This is a genomic window from Blautia sp. AF19-13LB (genome assembly GCF_003479105.1).
Taxonomy (GTDB): domain Bacteria; phylum Bacillota; class Clostridia; order Lachnospirales; family Lachnospiraceae; genus Fusicatenibacter; species Fusicatenibacter saccharivorans.
The window spans coordinates 209123-223422 of record NZ_QUGO01000007.1; the positions used below are offsets into that span (position 1 = coordinate 209123).

13 protein-coding genes are annotated in these 14300 nt (G+C 46.6%); 3 read left to right on the plus strand and 10 right to left on the minus strand.

The annotated features are described in order from the left end of the window. Positions 1-49: 49 nt before the first annotated feature. Positions 50-706 carry a redox-sensing transcriptional repressor Rex gene (locus DWX32_RS09415; RefSeq protein WP_022462574.1) on the minus strand — a complete coding sequence of 219 codons (657 nt, stop codon included), beginning with the start codon at positions 704-706 and terminating at the stop codon, positions 50-52. Positions 707-860: 154 nt separating this feature from the next. On the opposite strand from DWX32_RS09415, the gene DWX32_RS09420 reads away from it, so the two are divergent. Further along, positions 861-2786: an ABC-F family ATP-binding cassette domain-containing protein gene (locus DWX32_RS09420; protein WP_117812762.1), complete on the plus strand. Its 1926-nt coding sequence runs from the start codon at positions 861-863 to the stop codon at positions 2784-2786. Positions 2787-2884: 98 nt separating this feature from the next. Here the strand turns inward: DWX32_RS09420 and DWX32_RS09425 are convergent, their stop codons facing one another. The 4 genes from DWX32_RS09425 to DWX32_RS09435 form a co-directional block, all read right to left on the minus strand. Further along, positions 2885-4087, minus strand: a complete 1203-nt coding sequence (locus tag DWX32_RS09425) for an NADP-dependent isocitrate dehydrogenase (RefSeq protein ID WP_055217983.1) — start codon at positions 4085-4087, stop codon at positions 2885-2887. 165 nt (positions 4088-4252) lie between these two features. Next, positions 4253-5098 carry a S8 family peptidase gene (locus DWX32_RS09430; RefSeq protein ID WP_055227885.1) on the minus strand — a complete coding sequence of 282 codons (846 nt, stop codon included), beginning with the start codon at positions 5096-5098 and terminating at the stop codon, positions 4253-4255. Positions 5099-5186: 88 nt separating this feature from the next. After that, positions 5187-5360 (minus strand): hypothetical protein, encoded by a 174-nt coding sequence (locus DWX32_RS19585; RefSeq protein WP_158578914.1) that lies wholly within the window; start codon positions 5358-5360, stop codon positions 5187-5189. 224 nt (positions 5361-5584) lie between these two features. Next, on the minus strand, positions 5585-6952 hold the full coding sequence (locus DWX32_RS09435) for an MATE family efflux transporter (protein WP_118596001.1): 1368 nt from the start codon (positions 6950-6952) through the stop codon (positions 5585-5587). Positions 6953-7075: 123 nt separating this feature from the next. On the opposite strand from DWX32_RS09435, the gene DWX32_RS09440 reads away from it, so the two are divergent. Then, positions 7076-7963, plus strand: a complete 888-nt coding sequence (locus tag DWX32_RS09440) for a LysR family transcriptional regulator (RefSeq protein ID WP_117508979.1) — start codon at positions 7076-7078, stop codon at positions 7961-7963. On the opposite strand, the gene DWX32_RS09445 is transcribed toward DWX32_RS09440, so the two are convergent. From DWX32_RS09445 to DWX32_RS09455, 3 genes are all read right to left on the minus strand, one after another. Next, a complete protein-coding gene (locus tag DWX32_RS09445; RefSeq protein WP_055227881.1) occupies positions 7932-8426 on the minus strand; it encodes a GNAT family N-acetyltransferase in 495 nt (164 codons plus the stop codon). The genes DWX32_RS09440 and DWX32_RS09445 overlap by 32 nt on opposite strands. A 78-nt stretch (positions 8427-8504) precedes the next feature. Continuing rightward, entirely contained in the window at positions 8505-9728 is a 1224-nt protein-coding gene (locus tag DWX32_RS09450) for a M28 family metallopeptidase (RefSeq protein WP_118596002.1), read from the minus strand. Positions 9729-9870: 142 nt separating this feature from the next. Beyond that, positions 9871-11478: a spermidine synthase gene (locus DWX32_RS09455; protein WP_117804095.1), complete on the minus strand. Its 1608-nt coding sequence runs from the start codon at positions 11476-11478 to the stop codon at positions 9871-9873. A 51-nt stretch (positions 11479-11529) separates the two neighbouring features. Here DWX32_RS09455 and DWX32_RS20870 point away from each other — a divergent pair, with 51 nt between their 5' ends. Then, positions 11530-11604, plus strand: coding sequence for a DUF6783 domain-containing protein (locus DWX32_RS20870; protein ID WP_373141018.1), 75 nt, complete (start codon positions 11530-11532; stop codon positions 11602-11604). Positions 11605-11642: 38 nt separating this feature from the next. Here DWX32_RS20870 and DWX32_RS09460 read toward each other — a convergent pair whose 3' ends face one another. Beyond that, positions 11643-12164, minus strand: a complete 522-nt coding sequence (locus DWX32_RS09460; protein ID WP_243037577.1) for a hypothetical protein — start codon at positions 12162-12164, stop codon at positions 11643-11645. Positions 12165-12370: 206 nt separating this feature from the next. Further along, a complete protein-coding gene (locus tag DWX32_RS09465) occupies positions 12371-13951 on the minus strand; it encodes an ATP-binding cassette domain-containing protein (protein ID WP_118596003.1) in 1581 nt (526 codons plus the stop codon). Between the last annotated feature and the right edge of the window lie 349 nt (positions 13952-14300).

The following is a 14300-nucleotide window of genomic DNA, read 5'->3' on the forward strand; positions in this document are numbered from 1 at the left end:
GAAAAAGTCTCCGGTTTCCCGAAGACTCTCCTGCTTTTGTTTTGGTTTCTTAATTGTTCTTTGGATGCTCCGCCTCATATCTGGTCAGATTGTAGGAGAGACGCATCAGACTTTCGGAAAGATGGACGTTCTCGACGATCACATCTTTCGGAAGTTTTAAGTTTAGATCGGTATGTGCAAAATTCCAGATTGCTTTTACACCGTTGTCCACGAGAATCTCTGCCATCTCTACCGCTTTTGCTTTTGGCAGTGTCAAAGCCGCAATCTCTACATGGTGTTCCTTGATAAATTCCGGAAGCTCGTCCGCCATGCGGATTTCAATTCCGCGCACGGAGATTCCTTTTAATACCGGGTTGACGTCAAAAATACCGACCGTTTTGAATCCGCTTCTTTCAAAGGCCGCATAATTAGCAAGCGCCTGTCCCAGATTTCCGGCTCCGACAAAAATCATATTGTGGACTCTGTCCAGACCTAAAATTTTTCCAATCTCGCTGTACAGATACCGCACGTTATAACCATACCCCTGCTGGCCGAAGCCGCCGAAATTATTTAAATCCTGGCGAATCTGGGAAGCTGTCACTTTCATCCGCTCGCTCAGCTCACCGGAAGAGATCCGTTCTACTCCGTCCTCCAGCAATTCGCCCAGGTAACGATAATATCTAGGAAGTCTTTTGATAACTGCCCGCGAAATTCCTTTTTCTTCCAAGATAAATTCCTCCTTATTTACACCTGCATATATTCATATTATATATGGTTGATAGAAAATTGTCAAAGATTTCTTGAAATTTTGTGTATTACTCTCTATAATAAGGATGGTGTATTATGTCAAAATACAGAAATATGTTATCTGGAGGAACCACATGATTCTTGCATGTCAGAATATCTCGAAAGCATTCGGGACAACGGAAATTATCAAAAATGCATCTTTTCATATAGAAGAACGCGAAAAAACCGCACTGGTCGGCATCAACGGTGCCGGAAAATCGACGCTGTTAAAAATCATCATCGGCGAAATGAGGGCCGATGAGGGAGAGGTCATCCTCTCCAAAGGAAAGACGATGGGCTATCTCGCCCAGCATCAGGATCTGACCGGACACCTTTCCATTTACCAGGAAGTGCTGACCGCGAAACAGAATCTGATCGATATGGAGGAACGCCTCCGTCAGATGGAAAGTGATATGAATACAAAATCCGGTGCAGAGCTGGATGAACTTCTTTCCACCTACACCCGCCTCTCCCATACCTTTGAACTGGAAAACGGATACGCGTACCGCAGTGAAGTCGTCGGTGTTTTAAAAGGTCTTGGCTTTTCCGAGAGCGATTTTGAAAAACAGGTGGACTCCCTCTCCGGCGGTCAGAAGACCCGCGTGGCACTTGGTAAACTGCTGCTCACCAAACCGGACATCATTCTGCTCGACGAGCCGACCAACCACCTCGATATGGACTCGATCTCCTGGCTCGAAACGTATCTTTTAAATTACAGCGGAGCCGTCCTGATCGTCTCCCATGACCGTTACTTTCTCGACCGCGTTGTCACAAAAGTCGTTGAAGTGGACAATAAAAAAGTAACAACTTTTGAGGGAAACTATACCGCCTACAGTCAAAAAAAAGCAATGCTCCGTGAAGCCGCTTACCATGCCTGGGTCAACCAGCAGCAGGAAATCCACCATCAGGAAGAAGTCATTGCAAAGCTGAAATCTTTCAACCGCGAGAAATCCATCAAACGCGCCGAGAGCCGTGAAAAAATGCTGGACAAAATGGATGTGCTGGAAAAGCCGACCGAAGTACGCTCCGATATGCGGATCCGTCTGGAACCGCGCATCACAAGCGGAAACGATGTGCTGACCGTCGAGCACCTCTCCAAAGCCTTCCCGGGACAGACGCTTTTCCAGGATCTGAATTTCGAAATCAAGCGCGGGGAGCGCGTCGCAATCATCGGAAACAACGGAACGGGAAAAACGACGATCTTAAAGATCTTAAACGAAGTCATCCGCCCGGATGCCGGCTCTTTTACACTTGGAAGCCGTGTACAGATCGGTTACTACGATCAGGAGCATCAGGTGCTCCACATGGAAAAGACCATTTTCCAGGAGATTTCCGACGCGTATCCGTATCTGACAAACACCGAAATCCGAAATGTGCTGGCCGCCTTCCTGTTTACAAACGACGATGTCTTCCAACCGATTCATACCTTGAGCGGCGGTGAGCGCGGACGAATTTCCCTTGCCAAGCTGATGCTCTCGAACGCCAACTTCCTGATCCTCGACGAGCCGACCAACCACCTCGATATCGTATCAAAGGAGATTCTGGAAAACGCGCTGAAGGATTACACTGGAACGGTACTGTACGTTTCCCACGACCGTTACTTTATCAATCAGACTGCAACCCGGATTCTGGAGCTGACGGGACAAACACTCGTCAACTATATCGGAAATTACGATTACTATCTGGAGAAAAAAGAAGAGCTGACCCGCATCTATGCTCCTGCTGCCGATGCCGCCGCTCCGGAAGAAACAGCGGCTCCTTCCGAAGCCTCCTCCACAAAGCTGGACTGGAAAGCGCAGAAAGAAGAACAGGCACGTCTCCGCAAGAAAGAAAACGAGCTGAAAAAGACGGAGAAACGAATTGAAGAGCTTGAGACACGCGATTCGGAAATTGATGAGGAAATGTCGAAACCGGAAGTCGCAACGAATGTGGCAGAGTGTGTGAAATTAAGCAAAGAGAAAGCAGAGATTGCCGCGGAACTCGAAGAGCTGTATGAAAAATGGGAAGAGCTTGCCGAATAGGCCTGGTTTTCCCCGGAAAATTCAAAACAGAAAAAGCCGGTCCGGCGCATCCCTTTTTGCGGGAATGCCGGATCGGCTTTCTTTTTTGCTTCGTTTAATTATTTCTCCAGCTCCTCGCGGATGGCCAGGATGAAATCACGGCTGTTTAATACGGTCGGATTTTCCATGGTGGTGATCAGCGCAAGGTCTTTTGTCATTTTTCCGCTCTCGATCGTTGCGATCGTTGCTTTTTCCAGACGGTCTGCAAATGCGGAAAGTTCTGCGTTTCCATCCATTTCCCCGCGTTTTCTGAGTGCGCCGGTCCATGCAAAAATGGTGGCCACGGAGTTGGTGGATGTCTCCTCACCTTTTAAGTGACGGTAATAGTGGCGCTGTACGGTTCCGTGCGCAGCCTCGTACTCGTAATATCCGTGCGGGGATACGAGAACAGAAGTCATCATCGCAAGGGAACCGAAGGCGGAGGATACCATGTCGCTCATGACATCGCCGTCGTAGTTCTTGCAGGCCCAGATAAAGCCGCCCTCTGCTTTCATGATGCGGGCAACGGCGTCATCGATCAGAGTGTAGAAGTAGGTAATGCCTGCTTCTGCAAATTTCTCTTTGTACTCTGCATCGAAGATCTCCTGGAAGATATCCTTGAAGCGGTGATCATACTTCTTGGAAATCGTATCCTTGCTTGCAAACCACAGATCCTGTTTCGTGGACAGTGCGTACTCGAAACAGCTTCTCGCGAAGCTTTCTATGGAGTTATCCAGATTGTGCATGCCCTGAATGACACCGGCGCCGGTGAAGTTGTGGATCAGCTCTCTTGTCTCGGTGCCGTCCTCAGCCGTATAAACCAGCTCTGCTTTTCCCGGTCCCGGAATGCGCATTTCTGCATTTTTATAGACATCTCCGTATGCATGACGGGCAATCGTGATCGGTTTTTTCCAGTTGCGCACGCACGGCTCGATGCCTTTTACGACAATCGGGGTACGGAAAACGGTTCCGTCGAGCATGGCACGGATCGTTCCGTTCGGGCTCTTCCACATTTCTTTCAGATTGTACTCGGTCATACGCGCTGCATTCGGCGTAATGGTGGCACATTTGACTGCTACACCGTATTTCTTGGTAGCGTTTGCGGAATCTACGGTTACCTGATCGTTCGTCTCGTTTCTGTGTTCCAGTCCCAGATCGTAATATTCCGTTTTCAGGTCAATAAACGGGAGAAGCAGCTCATCTTTGATCATTTTCCAGAGAATTCTGGTCATCTCATCTCCATCCATCTCTACCAGAGGAGTGGTCATCTGAATTTTTTCCATAGTAGGCCTCCTTTTTCTATTCCCGTTTATTGTATAAAGTATCCTATAGCTTGTCAAGTCAAAATTCGCCTGATTTTTTGGCATTTTCCCATAAATTCACACAATTTTTGCAGGATGAGAGGTGTTTTCCTTCATTTTTCTTTTTTTATGCTGCCGCACAGTGTCTCACAGAAGAGACAGAAAACGGTCTGTTTGAAGCATCCCATGCCCCTGACGGTTGCGCGGAAGGCCAAGGTCTCTCGCCGATTCGCAAAGCAGCATTTTCGCCTGGACATTTGTAAGATCCGGAACCCGTTCAAGTGCCAAAGCCACGGCTCCGGACACCCGCGGTGCCGCCATCGAGGTGCCGCTCTTCACCACATATTCCTTCCTGCTTCTTCCAGGCGCGCAGGAAATGAGACGTTTTCCAGGCGCGACAAGATCCGGTTTGCAGACGCAGTCCCGTGTCGGGCCGCATCCGGAGATTCCTCTTCTTGGCTCCAGCAGATCGCCCGCTCCCACGGTGATCACTTTTCTGCTGCTCCCCGGCGCCGTAATACTGCCCGGAGCGGGCCCCAGATTTCCGGCCGCTGTCACAACAGTGATCCCGTCATCCCAGGCGCGCTCCACCGCCTGTACTAGCAGATCATCCACCGTTTTTTCCTGCTCTGTTGTTCCCACTGAAATATTTAAAATGCGGATATTAAGTCTTATTCGCTCTTTGCACACCCAGTCAATCGCCGCGAGGATATCCTGCTTTCTTCCATTTCCCCTTCGGTCCAGAATCTTCACTACGACAAACCGGCATCCCGGTGCCGCACCCTGGTATTTTCCGCCGGACGCTCTTCCACTTCCGCCAAGGATACCACAGACATGCGTTCCGTGTCCATTGTCATCGTAAGGCGTCTCCCGCCCGTACACAAGATCCCGGAAGGCTACAATCCGGCCGTCAAAATCCATATGGGGAAAAATCCCTGTATCCAGCACGGCGGCTGTAATTCCTTTTCCTGTCAGATTTTCCTGCTCTTTCATCCATAAGCCCCTGTGTATTCTTATCTTATGGTATGCAAAAAAGGCTGCCTTTCGCAAAGAACAGCCTTTTTGTTTTTCTTTTCTATACTTAAAACTGAATCTGCTTTTCCCCTTTCCGTTTCCAGAGAGCTGCTGCAAGCGGGATGCCGCAGAGCTCAGCCAGGACAAAGGCGCCCCATATCAGATTCAGGTTTCCAAATCCTTTGAGAAGAAATGCAAACACCAGCGGCAGAATCGCCTGGCGTGTCATGGATATGTACATACTTTCTTTTCCAAGGGAAAGTCCCTGCAGCGCCGCCTGATAGATCAGACCTGGAATCGAAAGCAGATAGGCACCGACAGAATGCGGAGCGCCGGGACTCCAATGCGCATCAGATTGTCCGAGGCATCATATTGTATGTATGGCAATAAAAAACAGGAAGATATCTGCCAAAACCGTTTCGGTAAAGATCTTCCTGTCCTTTTTTCAGAAACTTTTCAAAAACATTACTTCTGCTGCTCCATTCGCTTCAGTTCCGGCAGAACCAGAATCAGCATGGTGATAAAGCAGAGACTTCCGCCGATTACGTTTGATACCGGTTCGGCAAGGAATACACCGTCCGTTCCCATGTGGAGTACGTACGGCATCAGATAGGTGAGCGGTACAACAATGAAGACTTTTCGGAGCAGGGAGAAAAAGATCGCCTGCTTCTTTTTATTCAGAGATTTGAATACGGTCTGTCCAATGTACTGCAGATCCATGAAAATGAATGCTGCAAAGTACTGCTTCAGAGCCGGAACCGCATCTGCGGTCAGTACCGCATCCGAACTGAAAATACCGATCAGCGCATGCGGCGCCAGAACAATCACGCTCCACATCACTGCGGTATAGCCGAGGATCATCGCACTCATGACACACATCGCCTTGCGCACGCGGGCCGGACGGCGTGCACCGTAATTATAGCTCAAAATCGGAGAAGTTCCCTCATTCATTGCATAGATCGGTGTCTCGACGAGCTGACGCACGCTCGATACGATCGTCATAACAGAGATGTAAATATCACCGCCGGTCACAGAGAGTACGTTGTTGCAGCAGATCGTGACAAGGCTGTTGGTCAGCTGCATGATAAATCCCGCGGTACCGAGGCTGACAATATTTTTCGCATAGCCTGCACACTCAGAAATTTCATTTTTCCGCACAAAGCGCACTTTCAGTTCCGATTTCCGGGTCAGGAAATACAGAACGAACACTGCGGAAAGTGTCTGGGAAATCACAGTTGCAATCGCAGCCCCCTGCACACCAAAGCCAAACACAAAGATAAACAGCGGGTCAAGCAGCAGGTTTGCGACCGCTCCGATCGTGACGGAAAGCATACCAACGGTCGAGTAGCCCTGCGCGTTGATGAACGGGTTCATGCCGGTTGCCACCATCGACGGCAAAGTTCCGATCAGATAAATCATCATATAAGGATACGCGTAGACCATCGCATCTGCCGATGCGCCGAACAGTGATAGCAGTGGACGGGCAAACAAAAAGCCGATCACCATCAGTATGACAGCACAGACACATACCATGGAATACGACGTATTCATAATACGTTCCGCCTTTTTTTGATCATTCTTTCCACGCTCAATCGAAAACAGCGGAGCGCCGCCGCTTCCAAACAAGTTGCTGAATGCTGTGATGATAACGATCAGCGGAAAGCACAGACCGACTGCACCGAGTGCCGCCGTTCCTACCTCCGGGATCCGCGCGATGTAGACGCGGTCTACAATATTGTACAGCAGACTCAAAATCTGAGCAACCAGCATCGGGAGCGCTGCCCCGAAGATGTTTCCGGTTACGGTTCCATGTTCGAAATCAATTCGTTTCATTTGTTCCCTCATTCCCTTCTTTTTCACTTGCTTTTCAGTATAGCATGGCGTATTCTATATGTAAATTATTGTTTTTATATTGAAATTGAATAATTTTTATATAGTTTTTTCAGGAGGATTTTTATGGAACTTCGACAACTCGAATACTTCCGCGCCATCGTGGACGCGGGAACCATCAGCGGGGCGGCACGGGTGCTGCATATGACACAGCCGCCGTTAAGTTATCAGATCAAAATGCTGGAGGAAGAGCTTCAGGTGCCTCTTCTCATCCGCGGTACAAAGAAAATCACCCTGACCGAGGCAGGAAAAACACTGTATGAACAGGCAGGAACGCTTCTGATGCTTGCGGATCTCACCAGGCGCGAAGTCGTAAAATCCAGTCAGTCTGCGACACTCCACATCGGCATGACGCCATCCACCGTTTCGCTGCTCGCCGACTATCTCCTGCGATTTTCCCGGAAATACCCGCACATCCATTTTGATGTCCACGAGGGTTCTACCTTTGCTTTAAAAGACCAGCTCGAAAATCACATGGTGGATCTCACCACGCTCCGCACGCCAATCGTTTTAAATGGCTGCGAGACGAAGACCCTTTTAAAAGAGAGCATCACCGCCATGGCACTCCCTTCTCACCCGCTTTTTGCCGGGCGTGAAACCCTTTCGCTTACGGAACTTGCCGAGCAGCCGCTGATTCTGTCGAACCGCTACCGGAAATACATGCTCTCCGCTTTCGAGCAGGCGGGTCTGTTCTGCGATATCTATCTCACCTGCGAGGACGCCCGCACGGCAATGACAATGGCAGAAAAAGGCCTTGGCATCGCTCTTCTGCCGGCCTCCATGCTGAATCTTACCCATAAATTAAAGGCCTGCACCATCACAGATGCAGACCTTACAACCGAAATCCTGCTTGCCTGGCGCAAGGGGCGCCTTCCGTCTGAACTTCGGGCTTTTCTGGAATTGTGGGATGAAAATGACTCCCTCAATAATCAAATTCATGTTCCCCAACCGTAATCGTCTGCGTCAGTTTTTCATTCTGATACGGTTTACGGATCTCAATTAGATTCAGAACGGTGTAACCACGCTTTCTCAAAAATTCAATCATCCTGTGGTTATTGGGATGGACATAGTTGTAAACCGTATCGTTTCCATAAGAAGCTGCAATTTCTTCTGCCTTGCCATGCAGTGCGGCAGCGACTCCCTGCCGGCGGTACTCTTCTCTGACAAAGATGGATTCCACCCACACCACCTCGCTCTCAATACGACAGACAACATAACCTGCGTATTCGCCATGCACCGTAGCGGCAAACACTGGAAATCCTGCTAAAAGGTATTCCTTCATTTCTTCCCGTCCGTCTTCCACGTTCGGTTTTGATGCAATTCCTTTATAGGAACGCAGTTCTACTCGAAACAGCGCAACCATTTCTGCAAGGGCATCGTTTACCTGCCTGATTTCTACCAGTTCTATTTTTTTCATGGTTTCTCTCTCCTGCCACTGTCGTTCTTTTTCCTATTTGCAATTCGTCTCGCTGCTCATATCCGTGATCGAAGTATATCAGGCTTCTTTTCTCTTGCGAAACAAATATTCATCCAATTGTTTCCGAATCGTTTCCGGTATTTCTCTTGCCACCGGGCAGACCGCTGCGTTTGCGAATCTTCTGGTAAATACTGTCAGGAAATCAATATCTTTTTGCAGCTGCTCCATCGACATCACATCTTTGACATCGTAGCGGCAGTGAATCGGGGCGACATTTCCGTTGGCAATACGCGCAAACGAAACAGCCGGAACCCCATGATCGGCAAATGGCGTGGAATCACTGGAATAGACGCCGTTTTCTGCTGCGATTGGAAAGCCAACTTCTGCAGCCATATAGCTGATGTAATGGGTAAGCTTTTCTTCTGCCGATACGCAGGCGATAAATTTTCCCATATACGTTCCGATCATGTCCAGATTGATGTTCAGTACGATCTGTCTCAACTCTTTCTCATGATCTCTGACATACGCCTTCGATCCTAAAAGTCCTCTTTCTTCGCTTCCGCAGAATACAAACCGAAGACCATAATTCAGCTCTTTCCCTTTCATCTGCTCCATGATTCCAAGAAGCCCTGCGCATCCGCTCATGTTGTCATATGCACCATGCGAAAGCGATGTCGTATCATAATGCGCGCTTAAAACGATCCATTCTTCTCTTTTTCCCGGCAATTCTGCAATCACATTATGGGATTCTCCATCGTATTCCTTCTGCCGGATTTCCAGACGGATCTGTTTTACTTTATTTTTCACAAGTTCTACTGCCTGTGCGGAGTGAATCATAGCGCAGAGCACTTTCTTTTCCTCTCCGACAACGGCTTCCCGAAGATCTCTCTGATCAATGTCTGTATGTGGGTAATAGCTGTTTCCATATTGGAACAGAATCGCTTTCGCGCCTGCTTTCATCAAATCCTGGTACGCAAAAAATCCGATTCCCTGCGTATCCATCAGCACAATTTTATCTTTTGCACCGGCAACGGAAACCGGATCGGTTCCCGGCATATAGTAGAGTTCGCCTTCGACACTTCCGCTTCCGCAGCATGTGAGAGCTTTGCATGAAATTTCCATCCCGTCTGCATACAAATGTGCCTCTTCGATTTCGCCCATCGCAACGCGGAAACCTTCCAGTTTTGCCGGGACTCCTAATGCTTCACACTGCTCCTTTAAATAGTTTGCAACCTGCAATTCTTCTTTTGTACCGCTTGCATGTACAAAATCTGTCTGGTCAAAAATAGATTTTAACTTCATATTTTTAGTTCTCCTTTATAACCATTTTTTCTGTATATCATTTGCTAACATAACCATGTTATTTCGTACAACTTTTTTAAAAAACTGTGATGGTGTATCTGTTCCTCTTTCTCATTCCCATGATTTATGTTTTTTCCAGAGCTCAGAGAGACTCGATCAGTCCTTTGATTCCCTGCTCTTTATAGATATCTTTATAGTATTGGACTTCATCCTTGATCAGCTCATCGATCACCTGCATGCCAAGCAGCTCCACCGGCGCCTGGTCATCTGTGAGGATATAATTTCCTTTCTGATATTCTGTAAGATTTGACGTAACTTCCTGCATCATATTTTTCAGGTTTACGTTTGTAAGTTCCCCCGTATGTTTCGTCAGATTCTTTACGATGTCCGAATCGTCCGACGCAAAGAGTTCCCGGTTGGACGATCCTGCCACATCCACTGTAACCGCTGTATCAAAGACACTTCCAATCGTATCCGAAAGGTACTGATTGATGTTTCCTTCCTTCATTCCACGCATATTCATGTTTACCACCATAACGCCATCGTCCTTCAGATGTGATTTGACCAGTTCAAAGAACTCTTTGGAGGACATCTGGAATGGAATTGTGATATCCTGATATGCATCGACCATAATCACATCATACGTTTTCTGCGATGCATTTAAAAACGCTCTTCCATCGTAAGTAGTCACCGGAATATCCTCGGAAAGTGAAAAATATTTCCGCGAGAGATCCGTGATCTTTTCATCAATCTCTACACCCTCAATGTTCATGTTCCCAAAATATTTCTTACACTGTGTGGCGTAGGTTCCCGTACCCATGCCAAGGATCAGCACATCCATCTGATCTGTCGGCTTGTCTTTGATCATAAGCGGCGCCGCCATCGCATAATCATAGTACATTCCGGTCAGTTCATCCTGCTTCATATAGACAGACTGTACGCCAAACAGAACATTGGTAGACAATGCTACTCTCTTATCATTTTCGTACACCTGAAGATAGTTGTATACAGACTCTCCCTCATATGTCAGGTTGTTTTCCCAGAATGCGAAGGAATCGGAATAACCTGTTCCACAGCAGAACGCGAAAATAAGTACCGATGCAATCACTTTCTTTTTCCCTGCTTTTTCCATCACAAAATACACGATGGATAACGCAAGTAAAATTCCCGCAAAGATCAGAAAAGTGATCGATGTTCCAACCGCAGGGATCGTAACAAACGTCGGCACAAAGGTACCAATAATGCTGCCGATCGTATTGAATGCTCCCAGTGTTCCCACCGTTTTTCCGTTATCATCCAGATTGCTCACCGAATATTTGACCAGCGACGGAGTTACCGTACCCAGTAAAAATAACGGGAACACAAAAATTACCATACAGGCCACAAACGCAGCCAGGATCAGAAAATTGTTATTTACGGAAAAAATCAGAACCGCAGAAATGCCAACAATGATATATTTTCCGACCACGGGAATTAACGCAATCCATAAAGCAGCTACGATGATACGTCCATAGAGCTTGTCCGGATTGGGCGACTTGTCCGCCGTTCTGCCTCCATAGATATTTCCCAGTGCCATAGCAATCATGATGGTTCCGATGATGATCGTCCATACAATCTGTGAAGAACTAAAATACGGGGCAAGCAGCCTGCTCGCACCAAGTTCTACCGCCATCACAGACATTCCGGAAAAAAATTCTGTCAGATACAAAAATAACTTGTTTTTTAAGATGCCACGATTTTTTCTTTCCATGTCGACTCCTTTTTTATTTTATCTTTTTGCTGCCATCATGCCGGCAAAAGAGTGAAACATACCGCAAAATGGAACGCACAGAATGCGGAAATGATTTTTCAAACGCGCTCTACTATCATACTATAGACTTCTTTGGAATTTTGCAATATATTTTTCCATGACTCTTAATGTCCAAACAGCCATCCCATATTTTTTTCATCCCGACAGAACAGATAACCGCCTCCGTGCTGATAAGTCACTTTCGTTCCTGCAAAGTAATTTTTCTCTTTTATATCCAGTACCAGCAAATTGTCTATTTCGGATTTTGCTAAACCCTGCTCTGCATACAGCTCATATAAAATCTGATACGCTTCTTTAAACGGTTCTGATCCATAATATTCATCACTTTCGCCAATCACAAAATAGACCGGTGTTTTTGCCTCTGTCACCGGTTCATATGCTCCATCCCATTTGGAGCTGCACATGAGCGCTGCAGTAAACAGTTCCGGCTTTTTTCCCAGGATCAGCGCCAGCGTTTCTCCTCCGCCGGAATAGCCGTTACTATATACTTTTTCCGGTTCTGCTGCCCCTTCTGATGCTGCTGCCCCTTCTGTTTCTTCCAGCTCTGTCATTTCTTCTGTGTTTCTTTTTTCTTCTGTATCCTTTGAATCCTCTATCTGTTCAGATCCCGCTGCCGGAACATCCATATTCCTTTTTCCAGCGCTTTTAAAAAACTATCTGGATAGCAGAAGCGATATATCAAAAATAGCAAAGCAAACCGTAATCAGCATTATTTTTCTTTTTGTCATAATGTGAATTCCTCCTTTTTTTACTATTTTTAATCATAGCAAAACGAGACCTCCATAAGAAGTCTCGTTTTTTTCAGTCATAACCTTTCCGTTTATTCTTCTGGTCAAAGCTCTACCACTTTCGTTGCCAGCTTTCTGGCAAACCTTGCATCATGCTCCACGATCAGCATCGTTGGCTGGAACTGCGCAATCAGTTTCTCAATCTGCATCCGTGAAAATACATCAATATAATTCAGCGGTTCATCCCACAGATAGAGATGCGCAGGTGTTAAAAGGCTGGCAGCAATCAATACTTTTTTCTTCTGTCCCTCGGAAAATTCCTCCATGTTTTTTACAAACTGTTCTCTGTCCAGATCCAGGCTGCGCAACATGGAAAGGAGCATTGGCTCATCAATTTCCTGCTTTTTGGCAAATTCTTTCAGCGTTCCGGACAGATGCGAGGTATCCTGGTTGATATAGGAAATAACGAGATTTGAGGCAATCGAACAGGTACCCGTTGCCATTATATTTTCGCCGGAAAGATTTTCGCATCCGGACATCGTAATTTTCCGCTTTTCGATTCCGCCATTGGAAGAATTTTGCAGGTTCTGCGTCAGAATATACTTGATCAGGCTGGATTTTCCACAGCCATTTTTTCCTTTCAGAAAAACACGGTCTCCTTGTTTCAGTTCAAAATTCAATCCGGTGATCACATTCTCTTTTCCATCCCGGTATTTTAAGGAAAAATCCCTGCATTCGATCAGCCGTTCTTTGTAATGGGAAAGCGGCATAATCTTTAAATCTTTTACCGTTTCGATATCTTTTAACAGCCCTTCCTTTTTCTCGATCTCCCGGTCCATTCTCTCCTCGTACGCTTTGACGCGCGACTGCATTTTCTTCGTCTTTGCTCCGATATACGATCGTGTCGATATCGATCTGTCATGTTCTTTGGCTGGATCATATCCAATCTTGGTATTTTCATTTTTTTCTGCCCAGCGCGAAGAACAATCGGCGGCTGCCTTTAGTTTTCCAATTTCTTTTACACGTTTTTCATGTTCCATTCTGGCAAAATGATCTGCTTTTTCCTTGTTTTCCCACCAGCTGGAAAAATTGCCGCTCTGTACTTCGATCGAGGCCCGGTTTAAAACCAGCACATGATCGATGCAGGCATCCAGCAGATCCCTGTCGTGGGATACCAGAATAAATCCTTTTTTTGACGCCAGATATTTTTTGATAATCTCTCTGGCGTCCTGATCCAAATGGTTGGTGGGTTCATCGATCAGCAGAAAATCATTTTCACCGGAAAAAAGGACTGCAAGCATAACCCTGGTCCGCTCCCCAAAGCTTAACGTACCAAATGGTCTGTACAAAAGTTCTGCGTCCATATCCAGTTTTTCCAATTCACAAAGAACTCTCCAGCTCTCTACTCCCGCTTTCCAGTCTTCCATCAGCTCCGCTGCTGTCCGTTCCAGATCTTTTTGTTTCACCGGATACGGAAAATAATCGAAGACAACCGAGCGGGTGATCGCTCCCTGGTATTCGTATTTTCCCAGGAGTAACTGAAGAAACGTTGTCTTTCCCTTTCCGTTTCTTCCCACAAAACCAAGCTTCCAGCTGGTGTCGATTGAAAACGATACATTTTCAAAGATTGTATCATAACTTCCTTCATACCCAAAAGTTAGATTACTGACATTGATCTGTGCCATAAAAACTCCCTTCTGCCTGTTTTTCTTTTTCTCACGCATAAAAAATTCTGCCTAGAGTATTTAAAAAGCGAGCCCGCTTTGCGTACGCAAAACAGACCCGCATCCTAAACAGACACAGCGTGCATGGCACTGGTGTCGGAACATAACGAATCGTCTGAGTATCTAATTTAAGCGTACACAAAATAACCTGTTTCAAACAGGTCCTATCAAAATACAATTGTGTTTTCCAGCTTAAATTATTTCAGATACATTCCCTCACCTTTACACGTTCATGTTCTTTCTTTTTTTCTAGTTAGCAACCACCAGTTCAACTGGTGGTTTATTATTAGCCCTCCAAAGGGCTATTGTT